This window comes from Cellulomonas alba (genome assembly GCF_030362835.1).
Taxonomy (GTDB): Bacteria; Actinomycetota; Actinomycetes; order Actinomycetales; family Cellulomonadaceae; genus Cellulomonas; species Cellulomonas alba.
The window spans coordinates 1,686,811-1,703,482 of sequence record NZ_JAUCGQ010000001.1 but is presented as its reverse complement, the minus strand read 5'-3'; the positions used below and the strand labels follow the sequence as shown (position 1 = coordinate 1,703,482).

Genomic DNA, 16,672 nt, shown 5'->3' with positions numbered 1-16,672 from the left:
CTCGTGCCGACCTGGACGGGTGTCCTTCTCACGATGCGAACTAATGTTGATCAGAATGGTCGGCTTTCTCTACGGTCCTCCGCATGCGCGCTTCGCGTCGGTTCATCTCCTCCCGCCGTCGGCCCCCGGCCCTCGGCTGTCCGTGCTGCCCCTGAGCCCCAGCACGTCGACACCGGCCCACCAGCGGGCCGCCCTTCCACGAGGAGAGAACGTCCATGCGTCAGCTTCGCCATGCCCTCCGAGCGTCCGTCGCCGCGGCGCTCGCCATCGCCACCGCCGCCACGCTCGCGGCCTGCGCCGGTGCGGAGGCGGCCGCGCCGCACGCGTCCGGCGGCACTACCGTCCTGCGCTACCAGGGGTCCGTCGGCCAGGTCGGGTTCCCGGAGCTCGCCGAGGACCTCGGCTACTTCCACAAGGTCAGGCTCGACTGGATCGGCGACGTCACCGGCGGCCCCGCCTCGATCCAGGCGACCGTCACCGGCCAGACCGACTTCGGCGGCGCGTTCAACGGCGCGATCGCCAAGCTCGCGTCGACCGGCGCCAAGATCACGTCGGTCATCTCCTACTACGGCGTCGACCAGAAGACGCAGGGTGGCTACTACACGCTCGCCGGCAGCCCCATCCACGACGCGCACGACCTGATCGGCAAGAAGGTCGCCGTCAACACGCTCGGCGCGCAGGCGGAGTTCGTGGTGCGCGAGTGGCTCGCGCGGGGCGGCCTGACGCCCGACGAGGTGAACAAGGTCCAGCTCGTCGTCGTGCCGCCCGTCAACGCCGAGCAGGTGCTCCGCGCGCACCAGGTCGACGTCGCCGCGCTCTCGGGCGTGCTGCAGGACAAGGCGCTCGCCCGCGGCGGCCTCACCAAGCTGTTCGGCGAGGACACGCTGTTCGGCGACTTCTCCTACGGGACGCTGATCTTCCGGGACGACTTCGTCGCGAAGCACCGTGACGCGGTCGCCGACTTCGTCCAGGGCGTCGCGCGCGCCATCCGGTGGACGCAGATCACGCCGGCCGACCAGGTCCAGGCGCGGTTCCGGTCGATCATCGAGAAGCGTGGACGCGGCGAGAACGCCGACCTCGTGCAGTACTGGAAGTCGTCGTCCATCCCCGCCGCGGGCGGCGTCATCCAGCCGCGCGAGATCAGCATCTGGGTCGACTGGCTGGTGCGGAACGGGCAGCTCAAGGAGGGGCAGCTCGACCCGACGAAGCTGTGGACCAACACGTTCAACCCGTACGCGAACGGGACGTACCCCGCCGACGCGGGTCCCGACGGCAGGCCCGTCGCGAGCACCCCGGCGGCGACCACGGCCGCGAGCGGCGCCGCGAGCACCCCGGCGGCGACCCGATGACCGCGCAGCCGCGCCTCGCCTTCGAGGGCGTGCGCAAGGAGTTCGACGTCCGCGGCGCGGGCGCCGGGCAGCGGTTCGTCGCGCTCGAGGACTTCACGCTCGCGGTCGCGCCGGGGGAGCTCGTCACCGTCGTGGGCCCGTCGGGCTGCGGCAAGTCGACGCTGCTCGACCTCGTCACGGGACTGAGCGCGCCGACCGCGGGCCGCATCCTGCTCGACGGCCGGCCCGTGACGGGTCCGGGGCTCGACCGCGGCATCGTGTTCCAGCAGTACGCGCTGCTGCCGTGGCGGTCGGCGCAGGGGAACGTCGAGCTCGGGCTCGAGGGCCGCGGGCTGCGACGTGCCGAACGGCAGCGCATCGCGCGCGAGCACCTCGCGCTCGTCGGGCTCGAGGGCTTCGAGCAGCGCTACCCGCACGAGCTCTCGGGTGGCATGAAGCAGCGCGTCGCGATCGCGCGGAGCCTCGCGTTCGACCCCGAGGTGCTGCTGATGGACGAGCCGTTCGCGGCGCTCGACGCCCAGACGCGCGAGCAGCTGCAGGACGAGCTGCTCCGCATCTGGCGGGCCACGGGCAAGACGATCCTGTTCATCACGCACGGCATCGAGGAGGCCGTCTACCTCGGCCAGCGCATCGTCGTCCTGACGCCCCGGCCGGGGCGCGTCCGCGACGTGATCGACGTCGACCTCGGCGACCGGACGGTCGGGTCGTCGACCGACCTGCGCTCCGACCCGCGGTTCGTCGCGTACCGGCACCGCGTGTGGGACGCGCTGCACGACAGGCCGGCGGCGACCACCGTCTCCGCGGGCGAGGTCGCGGCCGAGAAGGAGGTCGCGCATGTCTAGCACCCTGGCCTCGCGTCCCCCGGTCGTGGCCGACGAGCCCGCGTTCGCCGACCCGCCGACGCTCGGCCGCCGGTCCGTGTTCCAGTCCGCTGCCGGCGGCCGGTCGGTGCGGCACGCGCTCGCGGTCGCGGGCCGCGCGTCGGTCGCGATCGTCGCGTTCCTCGCGCTGTGGGAGGTCGCGCCGCGGGCCGGCTGGGTCGACCCGGTGTTCCTGCCGCCGTTCTCGACGGTCGCGCGTACGTTCGCGGAGCTCGTCGCCGACGGGACGCTCGTCACGCACACCACGACGAGCCTCGCGCGGGCCGGCGCCGGGTTCGCGATCGCGCTGGTGATCGCGGTGCCCCTCGGGCTCGTGATCGGCTCGTCGTCACGCGTGTCGAGCTACCTGACGCCGTTCTTCGAGATCTTCCGCAACACCGCGGCGCTCGCGCTGCTGCCGGTGTTCATCCTGCTCCTCGGCATCGGGGAGACGTCGAAGGTCGCGATCGTCGTCTACGCGTGCTTCTTCCCCCTGCTGCTGAGCGCCATCCTCGGCGTGCGGACGGTCGACCCGCTGCTGGTGAAGTCGGCGCGGTCGCTCGGCATCGGCCGCGTCGCGCTGTTCGCCAAGGTCGTGCTGCCGTCGGCGGTCCCCACGGTGTTCACGGGCATCCGGATGGCCGCGACGTCGTCGGTGCTCGTGCTGCTCGCGGCCGAGATGGTCGGCGCCAAGGCCGGCCTCGGGTACTTCATCACCTACACGCAGTTCAACTTCCAGATCCCCGAGATGTACGCGGGGATCGTGGCGATCGCGCTGGTCGGCCTCGCGGTCAACGCCGTGCTCGTCTCCGTCGAGCGCCGCCTGTCGCGGTGGCGGGCGGCATGACCCGGGCCAGGCACGCGGGCGGCACGCCGGGCTGTCGCGGAGCGGCGCCCCGCTGACCAGCTCGTCCCCGACCCCGAAAGGCACCGCCATGTCCGACGCACCGCGGCAGCTCAGCCTCAACCTCTTCCTCCACCCGGCCGGCCACCACGAGGCCGCCTGGCGCCACCCGTCCAGCAGTCCCGACCGCATCTACGACGCCGACTACTACGTGCAGCTCGCGCAGCGCGCCGAGGCCGCCAAGCTCGACGCCGTGTTCTTCGCCGACGGGCCGGTGCTGCACCGCGGCGTCGAGTTCAACTCGGTCGGCCACCCCGAGCCGATCCTCACGCTCGCGACCATCGCGGCGCACACCGAGCGCATCGGCCTGATCGCCACCGCCTCCACCACCTTCTACGAGCCGTACAACCTGGCCCGCCTGTTCGCGACCCTCGACCACCTGAGCCACGGGCGTGCGGGCTGGAACATCGTGACGACGGCGGCGGCGGACGCGGCCGCCAACTTCGGCCTCGACGCGCACCCGGACCCGGAGGTCCGCTACGCGCGGGCCGACGAGTTCCTGCGGGCCGCGACGCGGCTCTGGGACAGCTGGGAGGACGACGCGATCCTGCTCGACCGCGAGGCGGGCCGGTACGCCGACCCCTCGAAGATCCACGCGGTCGAGTTCGCGGGCGAGCACGTGCGCGTCGCCGGTCCGCTCAACGTCAAGCGCTCGCCGCAGGGGCATCCGGTGCTCGTCCAGGCCGGCGCGTCGAACGCGGGCCGCGACTTCGCGGCGCGCTGGGCCGAGGCGATCTTCACGGCGCACCAGCGCCTCGAGGACGCGCAGGCGTTCTACGCCGACATCAAGGCGGGCGCGCACCGGCACGGACGCCGGGCCGAGCAGGTCAAGATCCTGCCCGGCATCAGCCCGTTCATCGGCTCGACCGAGGCCGAGGCGCGGATCCTGGAGCGCGAGCTGAACGAGCTCACCGTGCCCGAGTACGGCCTGCGCCAGCTCGGCACCCTCGCGGGCGTCGACCTGACGGGCCTCGAGCTCGACGCACCCGTGCCGCTCGAGATCTTCTCGGGCGCGGGCGACGTGACCGACAACGCGCGCAGCCGGCTGCAGGTCGTGGCGGGCATCGTGGAGCGCGAGCGGCCGACGACCCGCGAGCTGCTCCACCGGCTCGCGGGCGCACGCGGGCACCGCGTCGTCGCGGGCACGCCCGAGCAGGTGGCCGACACCATCGAGGAGTGGTTCACCCGCGGCGCGGCCGACGGGTTCAACGTCATGCCGCCCGCGCTGCCCGCGGGTCTCGACGCGTTCGTCGACCACGTGGTGCCGATCCTGCAGGCGCGCGGCCTGTTCCGCACCGAGTACACCGGCACCACGCTGCGCGACCACCTCGGGCTCGGCCGCCCGGCGAACCGGTACACGCGCGAACGCGCCGAGGCCGAGCTCGTCGGCGCGGGCGCGGGCGCCGAGGGCGGTGTCCGATGAGCGCGCTCGCCGACACGGGTCGCGTCGTCACGCTCGTCGGCAACCCGCGGCCGGCGTCCCGCACCCGGGCCGCGGCCGAGGCTGCCGCGGGGATCGTGGCGCGCCGCCTCGGGCTGCCGGGCCCGGGCGTGACGATCGAGCTGGCCGACCTCGCGCCGCAGGTGTTCGCCGCCGAGCGGCCGGACGTCGACGCGGCGCTGGCGCTCGCCGCCGGCGCGAGGCTGCTCGTCGTCGCGACGCCGGTGTACAAGGCGTCGTACACGGGGCTGCTCAAGGCGTTCCTCGACGGCTACGGCCCTCGCGGGCTCGACGGGATCCCGGTGGTCCCGCTCGTGGTCTCCGCGAGCCCGGTGCACGCGCACGCGGGGGACGCGCACCTCCTGCCGCTGCTCGCGGAGCTCGGCGCCGTGGTCCCGGCCAGCGCGCTCGCGCTGCTCGAGTCCGAGCTGGGGCACGTCGAGGCCGCGACGGACCGATGGTTCGACGCGTCGTGGGTCCACGAGCTCGCGGCAGCGCCCGGCGGGCAGCGGCAGGTGGTGCAGGCCTGACCATGACGGCCGGCCGGGCAGGGTCGTGGGGGCCTGGGCGCCCGGCCGGTGGACGGGCGGGGGTGCGGTCGCGCACCCCCGCCGTCGTCGTGGAGCGCCGGGCTAGAGCTCGACCTCGGCGCTCCCCAGGTCGAGCAGGCCGCCGAGCCCGATCGTGATGAGCATCGCCAGCGCGCCGACGCCGACGGTCCGGAGCACCGCACGCACGGGCGACACCCGGCCGGAGCGCGCGGCGAGCATCGCGCTCGCCACCAGCGCCAGCAGCACCACGGCAGCCGTGACGGAGACCCGGACCGCGGGCCTGGCGACCGTCCCCACGAGCAGCGGCAGCATCGCGCCCGCGACGAACGCGCCGCACGCACGGAGCGCGGCCCGCGCGGGCGAGGTGGTCGACAGCGCGTCGAGCCGGTACTCGGCGTCGAGCTGCGCGGCGAGCGCGTCCCGCGCGCTCAGCTCCTCGGCGACCCGCCGCGCCGTCTGGGGGTCGAGCCCCTTCGCCGCGTAGATCGCGGTCAGCTCGTCGAGCTCCGCGGCGGGGTCGTTCGCGATCCTCCGGCGCTCGGCCTCGATGATCGCGTCGCGCGCGTCCCGCTCGCCGGCGGACTCGGCGAACCGCATTCCGCCGACGATCGCCGCGCCGACGGCCGCCGCGGCGATCGCCGACAGCAGCACGACGCCCGTCGGCGCGCCGGCCCGCGCGACGCCCTCGACCATGCCCGCGGCCGCGATGAGCCCGTCGTTGACGTCGATGAGCAGCTCGCGCCGCGCCTGCTCGCGGCCGGGGTCCTCGTCGGGCTCGGCGCCGTCCATGACCGGCACCGTACGGCCGGGCTGATCCCGACCGGCGGTGGCTCGCGGTCGCGGGGCGGCTCGCGCGTCGTCACATCGCGCGGGTGCCGTCCGACAGCATCGGCGAGATGACGCCGAACACGTTGCCGTCGGGGTCGATCAGGTAGCCGAGCCGGCCGATGCCCGCCATGTCCGTGGGCGGCAGCGCCTCGACGGCGCCGAGCTCGATGCCGCGCGCGTAGACGGAGTCGATGCTGCCGTCGACGCCGATCACGAGGTCCGCCCCGGTGACGGGGCCGCCGATCTCGGGCCGCGGGCCCCTGCGCCGCACGAGTCCGCCGTTGATGCCCGAGCCGGTGCGCGTCTGCGGGTCGATCGAGCCCTCGCCGGTGTCGATCACCCAGTAGTCCTGCGAGCCGAACCGCGTGAACGTCCAGCCGAACAGCTGCGAGTAGAAGTCGACGAGCGTCTGCGGCTCGGAGGCGTGGATCTCGAAGTGCACCACCAGGTTGCTCACTGCGGTCTCCTCACGTCGTCGTTCCCGGCCCACGCTCGTCGTCGCGGCGCCGGCTGTCCACGGCCCGGTCGCCCTCCGCGGCCGCCTTGCGCGCGACGAACGCCTCGACGAGCCGCCGCCGCGTCGCGTGCACGTCGAGCACCTCGAGCCCGGGGTGCGCCTGCGCCCAGAGCAGCGGCCGCCGCCGGTAGTGCTCCTCGGCGCGCATCGACACGAGGTCGAGCCCGCGCTGCAGCACGCGCACCGGCGCCGACGACGACTCGACGTGGTCCGCGAGCAGGAGCAGCCCGGAGGGCCGCAGCACCCGCACGAGCTCCGTCAGGACCGCGCGCTCGTCAGGCACCGCGCACAGCGCGAAGGTGCAGACCACCGCGTCGAACGCGTCGTCCGGTGCCGCCAGGCGGGCGGCGTCGCCCAGCTCGAGCGTCACGGGGAGCCCGAGGGCCGCGGCCCGCTCCCGCGCGAGCCCGACCATCGCGGGGCTCACGTCCGTCGCGGTGAGGCGGACGCCGGCGGGGTAGTGCGGCAGGTTCGCGCCCGTGCCGACCGCGACCTCGAGCACGTCACCGCGAGCCCGCGGCACGAGCCACGCGCGCGCCGGCCCGAACCACCGCCGCTCGGCCATCCGGGTCGCACGGTCGTACCCGCCCGCGAGCCGGTCCCACCGCCGCGCGGCGGCCGCCGTCGTCCGGTCCACGTCACCGCCCTCCCCGGGAAGCTCCACCGGGCCGATCCTGCCAGCGCGTCCACGTCCCTGACCCGGCTCCGAGCGCTCCGTCGTCGCGCCCGCTGACGAGGCCGACCATGCCGCGGTCGGCGCGCCGACGTCGGCTGTGTGAGCATGGCGGCAACCCCAGCGCGAGGAGGCCGCCGTGCGCGGTGCCGTGATCCATGCCCCTGGCGACGTCCGCTTCGAGGAGCGAGCCGACCCCACGATCGAGCAGCCCACCGACGCCGTGATCCGCATGGTCGCGACGTGCGTGTGCGGCTCCGACCTGTGGAGCTACCGCGGCGACAACCGCATCGACCACCCGCAGCCGATCGGCCACGAGTACGTCGGGGTCGTCGAGGAGGTCGGCGCCGACGTGCGCACGATCCGCCCGGGCCAGACGGTCGTCGGCTCGTTCTTCGCGTCCGACAACACGTGCGCCCACTGCCGCGCCGGCTACCAGACGGCGTGCCTCCACCGTGTGGGCATGGGCGGGCTCGGGGCGCAGGCCGAGCGGCTGCGCGTGCCGCTCGCCGACGGGACTCTCGTCGCGGCGAGCGGGACGCCCGACGCGGACCTGGTGCCGAGCCTGCTCGCCGCGTCCGACGTGCTGGGCACGGGCTGGTTCGCGGCGACCGCGGCGGAGGTCGGTCCGGGCAAGACGGTGGCGGTCGTCGGCGACGGCGCGGTCGGCCTGCTCGGCGTGCTCGCCGCGCGCGAGCTCGGCGCGGAGCGGGTCATCGCGATGAGCCGGCACGCGTCGCGGCAGGCGCTGGCGCGCGAGTTCGGTGCCACCGACATCGTGACGACCCGCGGCGACGAGGGCGTGGCGGAGGTCAAGGACCTGACCGACGGGCTCGGTGCGGACAGCGTCATCGAGGCTGTCGGGACCCAGCAGTCCGTGATGCAGGCGATCGCCGCGACCCGCGCCGGCGGGCACGTCGGCATGGTGGGCGTCGCGCACGGCGTCGCGATCCCCGGCGACCGACTCTTCTACTCGTTCGTCCACCTGCACGGCGGCCCGGCGCCGGTGCGCCGCTTCCTGCCCGAGCTCATCGGGCTCATCGAGCAGCGCGCCATCGACCCCGGCCGCGTCTTCGACCTGACCCTGCCGCTGTCCGAGGTCGCGGAGGGCTACCGCGCGATGGACGAGCGCCGCGCCATCAAGACGCTGCTGGTGCCCTGACCGGTCCGGGCACGGTGGTGGCCGCCGGGACGCTGCGTGCCGGCGCGGCTCGCTGCGCTGCCCGCAGGAGCGCCGAGGCCGCCCCGCACGTGCGCGGGACGGCCTCGGCCTGCCGGGCAGCCGGCGCTCACCCTCGCCGGCCGCCCGATCGCTGGGTCAGCTCGTCGAGCAGGTGGCTGTCGGCCAGGTGGTCGAGCCGTTCTTCATGATCGTCATGCCCCACGAGTTGCCGCTGCCGTTGGGCGTCGCCTTGAGCACCTGGGCGCTCGGGTAGGTGGCGTTGACGTTCCAGGTCGCCGAGACCTTCTCGGGCGAGGGGACGTTGACCGTGACCGTCCAGGTGTTGGAGCCGCTGACGTTCACGTTGAGGTTGTAGCGGTCGCTCCACGACTGGCCCGCGGAGAGGCTGACGGTGCAGCCGCTGCTTCCGCCGCCGCCGGTGTTCCCGCCTCCGCCGGTGTTCCCGCCGCCGCCGGTGTTGCCGCCGCCTCCGGTGGAGCCTTCGGAGACGGTGATGTTGGAGCTGCCGGAGGACTGGTAGCCCTCGGTGGCGAGGATCTGGTAGTTCTGCGTGCCCAGCGGCATGCCCTTGGAGGCCCAGGCGTCGAAGAAGTTGCCGACGGTGATCGAGCCGCCGGTCCGCTTGGACTGGCGCACGGCCCAGTACTGGTTGAACGTCGCGGTGCCGATGATCGAGGGCTGGTTCGTGCGGGTCGTCTCGTAGATGTCGTAGGTGCCGCCGTCGGAGGTGACGGTGCCCTTGTAGTTGCCCGTGGGCTTGTAGGTGCCGTAGTTCTCGACGATGTAGTACTCGACGAGCGGGTTGGTGGTCCAGCCGTACAGCGACAGGTAGGCGTTGCCGGACGGGCTGAACGACCCGGAGTAGTTCACGGTGTGCCGCGAGCCGGTCTGCCAGCCCTTGCCGGCCACGAAGTTGCCGGTGTTGCGCCAGGACGTGGAGTACGCCCCGCCGCCGTTGGTGTTCATCGAGACGGTGCCCTGGCTGTCGGTCCAGAACGAGTACCACAGGCCGTCATAGCCCGTGCCGTTCTGCGAGATCGTCGCCGCGGACGCCGGCGTCGCGAGCACGCCGGCCACGAGGGCTCCGGCCGCGCCCAGGCCCACGAGCGTGCGCACCGCGCGCCGCCGGGGCTTGCTCCGCTTCATTGCGAAACTGTCGAACATGTGCACTCCTTCGTGCGGAATTGGTGCGAGGCCGCGACAGGCGGTCTGTGACGGCCCTCGTGCGGCTCCGGGGGGTGACCTGGAACGGCGACCGCGCACGTCGGAGGGGTGACTGCGCCGCCGCCTCCGGCGAGTCTGCGGACCGGGGCAGACCGCGGTCAAGGCACCTTTTCGGTGTACGAAACGCTTAGTTTCCGCCTGATTGCGCCGCGCGAGTGAGGCTCGACGCCCCGATATTTTCGAAGATGCTTCGTCTGGGCGACAACGTTCACCTTCGGCCCAGGCGAGCCCCGAGCGCCTCCCGAGGTCACGCGCGCCCGGGGCGACGCGCCAAGGGCGCCCCGCCCCCAGGGGCCCCCGGACGCGCCGAGGGCGCCCGGCTGGTGCACCGGACGCCCTCGACGGTTCGTCGGCGAGGCGGCCCGGAGGGAGCCGCTCGCCGGGACGGTCAGCTACATGTCGCTGTGGGCAGGTTGCTGTTGCCGTTCTTGTACAAGGTGAACCCGAAGCTGTTGCCCGCTCCGTTCGGGGTCACCGTCAGGGTCGACCCGTTGTTCACGACGTTGGCGTTCCAGCTGTTCTGCAGGCTCTGGCCCGAGCCCAGGTTGACCTTGACGGTCCAGCTGCTCGAACCCGAGACGGTCGCGTTGACGTTGAACCGGTCGGACCAGTCGTTGGCCCTCGTCAGGCTGACGGTGCACGCGCTGGAGCCGCCTCCGCCGGTCGACCCTCCGCCTCCGGTGGACCCGCCGCTGGCGTTGCAGCTGGCGGTCGGCAGGTTGCTGTTCCCGTTCTTGTAGAGCGTGACCCCGAAGCTGTTGCCCGACCCGTTGGGTGTCGCGGTCAGCGTCGAGCCGCTCGAGGTGACGTTGGCGTTCCAGCTGTTCTGCAGGCTCTGACCCGAGCCGAGGTTCAGCGTCACGGTCCACGCGCTCGACCCCGACACCGACGCCGTCACGTTGAACCGGTCGGACCAGTCCTCGGCCTTCGACAGGGTGACGGTGCACCCGTTGCTGGTCCCGCCGCCGCCGGTGTTCCCGCCTCCGCCGGTGTTCCCGCCGCCGCCGGTGTTGCCGCCGCCTCCGGTGGAGCCTTCGGAGACGGTGATGTTGGAGCTGCCGGAGGACTGGTAGCCCTCGGTGGCGAGGATCTGGTAGTTCTGCGTGCCCAGCGGCATGCCCTTGGAGGCCCAGGCGTCGAAGAAGTTGCCGACGGTGATCGAGCCGCCGGTCCGCTTGGACTGGCGCACGGCCCAGTACTGGTTGAACGTCGCGGTGCCGATGATCGAGGGCTGGTTCGTGCGGGTCGTCTCGTAGATGTCGTAGGTGCCGCCGTCGGAGGTGACGGTGCCCTTGTAGTTGCCCGTGGGCTTGTAGGTGCCGTAGTTCTCGACGATGTAGTACTCGACGAGCGGGTTGGTGGTCCAGCCGTACAGCGACAGGTAGGCGTTGCCGGACGGACTGAACGACCCGGAGTAGTTCACGGTGTGCCGCGAGCCGGTCTGCCAGCCCTTGCCGGCCACGAAGTTGCCGGTGTTGCGCCAGGACGTGGAGTACGCCCCGCCGCCGTTGGTGTTCATCGAGACGGTGCCCTGGCTGTCGGTCCAGAACGAGTACCACAGGCCGTCATAGCCCGTGCCGTTCTGCGAGATCGTCGCCGCGGACGCCGGCGTCGCGAGCAGCGCGACCGCAAGCGCCCCCACCGCGGCCACGCCGGCCGCCGCGAGCCCGGACCGCCGCCGTCGCGACTTCCCTCTCAGAGCGAAACTTGTGAACATCACACACTCCCTCGTGGTGGGTCTCTCGGATCCGGGCGCGGCTTTGTCGTGCTCGCGGGGTCTGGTTCCCGACGGGCGGCCGGTCGCTCCGGCGCGGCCTCCGCGCCGCCCGCGTCGGCGGCATGGATACCGTTATCGAAGGAGTGTGGTGCGGGTCTGCCGAGGCGTGAACCGAGGGACAGGGCAGGTAAACCTTTAGGCCTGGCGGTTCGGTGAACGCTCACAAGCGACCCGCGAGACGCCCCGCCGCGCGTGCCGACCGCACTCGTCTCGGAGAGTTTCCGGACCGCCGGATCGCGCCGACGGCCCTCGGCAGGCGTCGCCGCTTCCGAGTCCGCGCGACCAGAGGGCGCCCGGTGTGGTGGCCCGCAGGGAGGCGTCACGCCGACCGGGCCCGCCGCCGGAGCGCGTACAGCCCGCCGAGGTGCGTACGCGGAGGTACGTGGTTCGACGGGAGGTACGCGCTTGGCGAGCGGGCCTGGCCGGGGCCCGTCAGCTGCAGGTGGCGGTGGGCACGTTGCCGTTGCCGTTCTTGTAGAGCGTGAACCCGAACGTGTTGCCCGAGCCGTTGGGGGTCGCGGTGAGCGTCGAGCCGCTCGACGTGACGGTGGCGTTCCAGCTGTTCTGCAGGCTCTGGCCCGAGCCGAGGGTGACCTTGACGGTCCAGCTCGAGGACCCGGACACCGTGGCGGACACGTTGAACCGGTCGGACCAGTCGTTGGCCTTCGTCAGGCTGACAGTGCACGCGCTGGAGCCGCCTCCGCCGGTGGAGCCGCCGCCGGTGGACCCGCCGGACCCGCTGGCGTTGCAGCTGGCGGTCGGCAGGTTGCTGTTCCCGTTCTTGTACAGCGTGACCCCGAAGCTGTTGCCCGACCCGTTGGGCGTCGCGGTCAGCGTCGAGCCGCTCGAGGTGACGTTGGCGTTCCAGCTGTTCTGCAGGCTCTGACCCGAGCCGAGGTTCAGCGTCACCGTCCACGCGCTCGACCCCGACACCGACGCCGTCACGTTGAACCGGTCGGACCAGTCGCCGCTCTTCGTCAGGCTCACCGTGCAGCCGCTGCTCGAGCCGCCACCGGTCGACCCGCCGCCGCCCGTGGACCCGCCGCCTGAGGACCCCGACGGCGCGACGGCGCGGCCGGTGCTCGCCGAGACGACGCCCGGGCACAGGTTCCGGGACTTGAGGTCGGAGAAGATGCCGGGGAGCGCCGAGAGCGTGTTCGCCGGCCAGTCGTGCATCAGGATGACCTGGCCGTTCGTCAGTCGTCCGGCAGCGGACCGGATCGCGCTCGCGCTCGCGCCGTTCCAGTCCTGCGAGTCGACGTCCCAGATCACCTCGCGCAGCCCGTACTGCGACTCGACCGACTTCAGTGTCGAGCTGGTCTCGCCGTACGGCGGCCGGAACAGCTGGGGCGCGGAGCCGATCGTCTGCTGGATGACCGACTGCGTCCGCGAGATCTCGGACGACATGTCGGACTGGCTGAGCTGCGTCATGTGCGGGTGATCCCACGTGTGGTTGCCGATCGTCAGGCCCGCCTGCTGGTACGCGCGGAGCAGGTCGGGGTGCGCCTGGACGTTCTGGCCCTCGGGGAAGACCGTGGCCGTCGCGCCGTTGCTCGTCAGGATGCTGACGAGGTTCGTCGTGTTGCCGGCGGTCGGCCCGTCGTCGAACGTCAGGCCGACGTAGCCCGCCGAGCAGCTGCCCGACCAGGTGGCCGCCGTCGCGGGCCCGGCCGCGAGGGCGACGAGGCCGGCGGCTGCGAGCGAGCCCGCGGCGGCGGCGCCGGCGACGGCCCGCAGGCGTCGACCGGGCGTCCGACGGTGGTGGCTGGGGTTGTGGCGCATCGTGCACTCCCTCGTGCGATGGGGTCCGCGGCGACGGCCGGTGCCGTCTCGATACCGTTATCGACCGAGGGTCGGCGGCGTCGCGGGCCGTGGGAAGGGCTGGACCGGAGTCCCGAACCGCTTAGGTGCGTGGAGCGCGGCGGCGCGCCACCAGGGTCGGCGGCGGCGGCGGGTTCCCGGGGAGCGCTGACGCCGACATCCGGCATCGGCGGCCGGCAGGACGCGTGTCGGTGGAGCGACGAAGCCGGGCTCGCGCGCGCCTGGTCCACGCGGAGCGATCGGACATTCCACCCGTACCGGCCCTCGCGGCGGCGGCGACGCCGTCGCTAGATTGCGGTGCGTCACGACCCCACGTCGGAGCCCTCGACACGGCGCAGCGCAGCGCCCCGCACACTCACCGCGTGAAGCACATCCACCGCGTGAAGCACGGAGGAACCGTGGTCGACTTCTACGTCTCCGCCCCCGGCGAGACGCTCCCCCCGATCCCCGACGGCCCCCAGCTCTGCAACGGCAAGGAGATGCGCGTCGTCCACAACGCGTTCCTCTGGGGCTACGAGAAGGCGTCGGAGCTCGTGCGGTCCGCGCCGGCAGGCGACACGCAGCGCAGCGAGTTCCTCGGGCAGTGGCTCGCGGACCTGGACGCGTCGCTGCACGTGCACCACGAGAGCGAGGACGAGCTGCTGTGGGACAAGCTCGAGACGCGCGCTCCCGGGTGCGCGCTGCACGTCGCCCAGATGCGCGCGCACCACAAGCAGGTGCAGGCGCTGCTCGAGGAGGCCGGCCCGCTGCTCGCCGAGTGGCGCCGCACGGCCGACCCCGAGACCGGTGAGCGGCTGGCCGACGCGTACGGCCGCATGCTCGACGTGCTCAAGGTGCACCTGCGCCGGGAGGTCGTCGAGGTCGTGCCCGTGGCCGAGCGCGTCATGACCGAGGCCGAGTGGAAGCAGATCGGTGAGCACAGCATGACGGCGATCCCCAAGTCGCGGCTGCTGCCGCAGCTCGGCATGCTGCTCGCCAACCTCGAGCCCGCCGACCGCGCCGAGTTCTTCGCGGGCGTCCCCGCGCCCGTGCGGTTCCTCTACAAGACGGTCGGCAAGCGGCAGTACGCCAAGCAGTACCGGCTGCTGTTCCCCGGCGAGCCGGTGCCGCCGACGGTCTGACGGCGCCGGCCGCGGTCAGCGCACGACGTCGAACACGTTCTTCTGGATGCCGTTCGGGTAGACGTCGTGCTCGACGAGCCGCAGCCGCTGCGCGTCGCGGTCGGACGTGCTGAACAGGCGCTTGCCTGCGCCGAGCAGCACCGGGAACACGAGCAGGTGGTACCGGTCGATCAGACCCGCGTCGGACAGCGCGCGGTTCAGGGCCGCGCTGCCGTGCACGATGATCGAGCCGCCGTCGGTCTCCTTGAGCGCGGCCACGTCGTCGAGCGAGCGCAGGATCGTGGTCTCGCCCCAGTCGGTGACGAGGTCGCCGTCGGTCAGGGTCGTGGAGACGACGTACTTCGGCATCGCGTTGTAGGTCGTGAACTCCGCCATCGCGGGCCACACCGGGCTGAACGCCCGGTAGCTGACGCGGCCGAGGAGCATCGCCGACGACTCCTCCTGCTCGCGGCCCTTGAGCTCGTAGGCCTCGGGCACGAACTCGACGTCCTTGAACGTCCAGCCGGAGTTCCGGTAGCCCTGCTCGCCGCCGGGTCCCTCGACGACCCCGTCGGCGGAGATGAAGGCGGTGCTGATCAGCGTGCGCATGGCGGTGCTCCTCGGTGTGCGTCGGGACGCGGGTCGGGATGGGGTCGGGTGTGGGTCGGTGTCGGTCGGGATGGGTAGGGGATCAGGCCGGCAGGGCGGCGAGCCAGGCCTGCCAGGCGGGTTCGGCGCCGTCGGCGGCCCCGAACAGGTGGTGGAACATCACGGCGACGCCCGCGCCCTGGTGGAACGTGTAGAGGCCGTCGGCCGTCCGGACCGCCGCCCGGTCGTCGTCCGCCCAGACCACGACGCCGTCGAGCGGCGGCAGCCCGGGGACGTCGGCGTGCACCGGCAGGCCGACCGCGAGCCGTTCGTCCGCGCCGAGTGCGCGCGCGATCGCGGTCCGGACCTCGTCGCGGGTGCGTCCGTCCCAGACGCGCAGGCCGAAGGTGGGCGTGCCGGTCCGGCCGGCGAAGTGCGCCAGGTACTCGCGCAGCGTGTGGAGGTGGAACGGCCACCCGCTGCGCAGCGCGTCGTACTCGTCCTGCCAGTCGTCCCCGAGCAGGCCGCTGTGCACGACGCGGAGGACGCTGCTGCTGCCGCCGGCGCGCCCCTCGATCAGGTACTCGAACGCCATGAACCGGCCGTCGGGTGCGGCGCTCGTCCGCGTCGCGAAGCGCCGGCCGGGCTCGTACGCGGTGACGACGGCGTCCTCCCGCCGGCCGCCCGTCTCCATCGAGACCGCGCCGCCCTCGCGCTCCTCGACCTCGTTGCGGCCCATGAACCACGAGTCGATGCCGGGACCCGTCGCGATCGCCGCCCAGACCTGCTCCGGGTCCGCGGGCAGCTCCTGCTCGAGCCCGATCTCGAACGGGTGCGTCATGCGCGGGCCTCCTGCGGCGGGTCGGGCAGCTGGTGGAGTGCGACCACGACCCGGTGGGTGCGTCCGCCGTGCGCCTGCTCGTCGTGGTACCGGCTGACGAGCGCGGTGACGGCGTCGGTGAGCTCGCGCGCGAACGCGGCCCGGTCGGCCGCCGACGCGAACCGCACCTGCGCGTCGAGCCCGAACGTCGCGACGGGTGCGTGCGCGCGGGCGCCGCCGGTGACGAGCGCGCCGACCTCCTGCACGAGCCGCGAGCCGAGCGCGAGCAGCCAGCGGGCCGACAGGTGGTCGGGCGCGCGGTCGGGGTCGGGCCGGACGGCGGCGAGCACGGCGGGGGAGATGACGTAGGACGCGGCGGTCGCGCGGTACACGCGCTCGGTGACGCTTCCCTTGCGTCGTTCCTCCGCGAGCTCGACGAGCCCGTGCCGCTCGAGCTCCTTGAGGTGGTAGTTCACCTTCTGGCGCGGCAGCCCGAGGCGGCCGGCCAGCATCGCCGCTGAGCCAGGCTCGGCGAGTGCCGCGAGCACGCGGGCGCGGATCGGTTCGAGCGATGCCGCGGCGACGGCGGGCTCCTCGATGACGGCGACGTCGAGCATGGCTCCAGCATCGTCACCGACAACTCTGATTGTCAAGACAAGAAGGACTGTCGGTGCCGCAGGAGGTCGCGGTGCGGCGATCGATGCGGCGCCGCCCGAATCATCCGTTGTGGGTAAGTGCCGAGCGGGCGCGCCTGGCCTAGCCTCGGCGGCATGCTGATACTCGGCCTGATCCTGTTCGGAATGCTGATCGGCGCCCTGGCGCAGCTGATCCTCGGACGGCGCGACAGGAAGATCGACTGGCCGATGGCGATCATCGCCGGGCTCGTCGGCTCCTTCGTCGGGGGCCTGCTGATCAGCCTCCTGGCGGGCGACGGGCTCAAGCTCCGGCCGAGCGGCATCATCGGCTCGATCGTCGGCGCGGTCGTCGTGACCGCGCTGTGGCGGTGGTGGGCGGGCCGTCGCACCGCCTGACGGAC

17 protein-coding genes are annotated in these 16,672 nt (G+C 73.0%); 8 read left to right on the top strand and 9 right to left on the bottom strand.

The genetic code is table 11. The features are described 5' to 3' along the window. The first annotated feature begins 215 nt into the window (after window positions 1-215). From QRT04_RS07810 to QRT04_RS07790, 5 genes are all read left to right on the top strand, one after another. The gene (locus QRT04_RS07810) at window positions 216-1,349 is read left to right on the top strand and encodes an ABC transporter substrate-binding protein (RefSeq protein WP_289454655.1); all 1,134 of its coding nucleotides are present in this window, start codon (window positions 216-218) and stop codon (window positions 1,347-1,349) included. After that, on the top strand, window positions 1,346-2,191 hold the full coding sequence (locus QRT04_RS07805; RefSeq protein ID WP_289454654.1) for an ABC transporter ATP-binding protein: 846 nt from the start codon (window positions 1,346-1,348) through the stop codon (window positions 2,189-2,191). Before QRT04_RS07810 ends, QRT04_RS07805 begins: the two co-directional genes overlap by 4 nt. Then, window positions 2,184-3,056 carry an ABC transporter permease gene (locus QRT04_RS07800; protein ID WP_289454653.1) on the top strand — a complete coding sequence of 291 codons (873 nt, stop codon included), beginning with the start codon at window positions 2,184-2,186 and terminating at the stop codon, window positions 3,054-3,056. The genes QRT04_RS07805 and QRT04_RS07800 overlap by 8 nt, the downstream gene beginning before the upstream one ends. An 88-nt stretch (window positions 3,057-3,144) precedes the next feature. After that, window positions 3,145-4,536, top strand: a complete 1,392-nt coding sequence (locus tag QRT04_RS07795; RefSeq protein ID WP_289454652.1) for an LLM class flavin-dependent oxidoreductase — start codon at window positions 3,145-3,147, stop codon at window positions 4,534-4,536. Beyond that, window positions 4,533-5,084: an NADPH-dependent FMN reductase gene (locus tag QRT04_RS07790; RefSeq protein ID WP_289454651.1), complete on the top strand. Its 552-nt coding sequence runs from the start codon at window positions 4,533-4,535 to the stop codon at window positions 5,082-5,084. Before QRT04_RS07795 ends, QRT04_RS07790 begins: the two co-directional genes overlap by 4 nt. 102 nt (window positions 5,085-5,186) lie before the next feature. Here the strand turns inward: QRT04_RS07790 and QRT04_RS07785 are convergent, their stop codons facing one another. From QRT04_RS07785 to QRT04_RS07775, 3 genes are all read right to left on the bottom strand, one after another. Next, on the bottom strand, window positions 5,187-5,894 hold the full coding sequence (locus QRT04_RS07785) for a VIT1/CCC1 transporter family protein (RefSeq protein ID WP_289454650.1): 708 nt from the start codon (window positions 5,892-5,894) through the stop codon (window positions 5,187-5,189). Between the two features lie 70 nt (window positions 5,895-5,964). Then, window positions 5,965-6,390, bottom strand: a complete 426-nt coding sequence (locus QRT04_RS07780; RefSeq protein WP_289454649.1) for a VOC family protein — start codon at window positions 6,388-6,390, stop codon at window positions 5,965-5,967. 10 nt (window positions 6,391-6,400) lie between these two features. Then, complete coding sequence (locus QRT04_RS07775) at window positions 6,401-7,114, bottom strand: class I SAM-dependent methyltransferase (protein ID WP_289454648.1); 714 nt, start codon at window positions 7,112-7,114, stop codon at window positions 6,401-6,403. Between the two features lie 148 nt (window positions 7,115-7,262). Between QRT04_RS07775 and QRT04_RS07770 the strand changes: the two genes are divergently transcribed. Then, window positions 7,263-8,285 (top strand): zinc-dependent alcohol dehydrogenase family protein, encoded by a 1,023-nt coding sequence (locus tag QRT04_RS07770; RefSeq protein WP_289454647.1) that lies wholly within the window; start codon window positions 7,263-7,265, stop codon window positions 8,283-8,285. A 156-nt stretch (window positions 8,286-8,441) separates the two neighbouring features. Here QRT04_RS07770 and QRT04_RS07765 read toward each other — a convergent pair whose 3' ends face one another. The 3 genes from QRT04_RS07765 to QRT04_RS07755 form a co-directional block, all read right to left on the bottom strand. Then, on the bottom strand, window positions 8,442-9,470 hold the full coding sequence (locus QRT04_RS07765; RefSeq protein WP_289454646.1) for a glycoside hydrolase family 11 protein: 1,029 nt from the start codon (window positions 9,468-9,470) through the stop codon (window positions 8,442-8,444). Between the two features lie 448 nt (window positions 9,471-9,918). Beyond that, window positions 9,919-11,247: a glycoside hydrolase family 11 protein gene (locus QRT04_RS07760; protein WP_289454645.1), complete on the bottom strand. Its 1,329-nt coding sequence runs from the start codon at window positions 11,245-11,247 to the stop codon at window positions 9,919-9,921. A gap of 492 nt (window positions 11,248-11,739) precedes the next feature. Continuing rightward, entirely contained in the window at window positions 11,740-13,089 is a 1,350-nt protein-coding gene (locus QRT04_RS07755) for a polysaccharide deacetylase family protein (protein ID WP_289454644.1), read from the bottom strand. 401 nt (window positions 13,090-13,490) lie between these two features. On the opposite strand from QRT04_RS07755, the gene QRT04_RS07750 reads away from it, so the two are divergent. Beyond that, window positions 13,491-14,249, top strand: a complete 759-nt coding sequence (locus QRT04_RS07750; protein WP_289454643.1) for a hemerythrin domain-containing protein — start codon at window positions 13,491-13,493, stop codon at window positions 14,247-14,249. A gap of 15 nt (window positions 14,250-14,264) precedes the next feature. On the opposite strand, the gene QRT04_RS07745 is transcribed toward QRT04_RS07750, so the two are convergent. From QRT04_RS07745 to QRT04_RS07735, 3 genes are all read right to left on the bottom strand, one after another. Then, window positions 14,265-14,837 carry a dihydrofolate reductase family protein gene (locus tag QRT04_RS07745; RefSeq protein WP_289454642.1) on the bottom strand — a complete coding sequence of 191 codons (573 nt, stop codon included), beginning with the start codon at window positions 14,835-14,837 and terminating at the stop codon, window positions 14,265-14,267. Between the two features lie 82 nt (window positions 14,838-14,919). Next, on the bottom strand, window positions 14,920-15,657 hold the full coding sequence (locus QRT04_RS07740; RefSeq protein ID WP_289454641.1) for an SRPBCC family protein: 738 nt from the start codon (window positions 15,655-15,657) through the stop codon (window positions 14,920-14,922). After that, on the bottom strand, window positions 15,654-16,253 hold the full coding sequence (locus QRT04_RS07735; protein WP_289454640.1) for an ArsR/SmtB family transcription factor: 600 nt from the start codon (window positions 16,251-16,253) through the stop codon (window positions 15,654-15,656). The genes QRT04_RS07740 and QRT04_RS07735 overlap by 4 nt, the downstream gene beginning before the upstream one ends. A 153-nt stretch (window positions 16,254-16,406) precedes the next feature. Here QRT04_RS07735 and QRT04_RS07730 point away from each other — a divergent pair, with 153 nt between their 5' ends. After that, window positions 16,407-16,667, top strand: a complete 261-nt coding sequence (locus QRT04_RS07730; protein ID WP_289454639.1) for a GlsB/YeaQ/YmgE family stress response membrane protein — start codon at window positions 16,407-16,409, stop codon at window positions 16,665-16,667. The last annotated feature ends 5 nt before the right edge of the window (window positions 16,668-16,672 follow it).

Excerpts from the sequence above, each read along its gene's own strand:
- QRT04_RS07760 (WP_289454645.1), bottom strand. The coding sequence starts at position 11,247 with ATGTTCACAAGTTTCGCTCTGAGAGGGAAGTCGCGACGGCGGCGGTCC.
- QRT04_RS07730 (WP_289454639.1), top strand. The coding sequence starts at position 16,407 with ATGCTGATACTCGGCCTGATCCTGTTCGGAATGCTGATCGGCGCCCTG.
- QRT04_RS07790 (WP_289454651.1), top strand. The coding sequence starts at position 4,533 with ATGAGCGCGCTCGCCGACACGGGTCGCGTCGTCACGCTCGTCGGCAAC.
- QRT04_RS07785 (WP_289454650.1), bottom strand. The coding sequence starts at position 5,894 with ATGGACGGCGCCGAGCCCGACGAGGACCCCGGCCGCGAGCAGGCGCGG.
- QRT04_RS07755 (WP_289454644.1), bottom strand. The coding sequence starts at position 13,089 with ATGCGCCACAACCCCAGCCACCACCGTCGGACGCCCGGTCGACGCCTG.
- QRT04_RS07810 (WP_289454655.1), top strand. The coding sequence starts at position 216 with ATGCGTCAGCTTCGCCATGCCCTCCGAGCGTCCGTCGCCGCGGCGCTC.
- QRT04_RS07740 (WP_289454641.1), bottom strand. The coding sequence starts at position 15,657 with ATGACGCACCCGTTCGAGATCGGGCTCGAGCAGGAGCTGCCCGCGGAC.
- QRT04_RS07795 (WP_289454652.1), top strand. The coding sequence starts at position 3,145 with ATGTCCGACGCACCGCGGCAGCTCAGCCTCAACCTCTTCCTCCACCCG.
- QRT04_RS07745 (WP_289454642.1), bottom strand. The coding sequence starts at position 14,837 with ATGCGCACGCTGATCAGCACCGCCTTCATCTCCGCCGACGGGGTCGTC.
- QRT04_RS07735 (WP_289454640.1), bottom strand. The coding sequence starts at position 16,253 with ATGCTCGACGTCGCCGTCATCGAGGAGCCCGCCGTCGCCGCGGCATCG.
- QRT04_RS07805 (WP_289454654.1), top strand. The coding sequence starts at position 1,346 with ATGACCGCGCAGCCGCGCCTCGCCTTCGAGGGCGTGCGCAAGGAGTTC.
- QRT04_RS07765 (WP_289454646.1), bottom strand. The coding sequence starts at position 9,470 with ATGTTCGACAGTTTCGCAATGAAGCGGAGCAAGCCCCGGCGGCGCGCG.
- QRT04_RS07800 (WP_289454653.1), top strand. The coding sequence starts at position 2,184 with ATGTCTAGCACCCTGGCCTCGCGTCCCCCGGTCGTGGCCGACGAGCCC.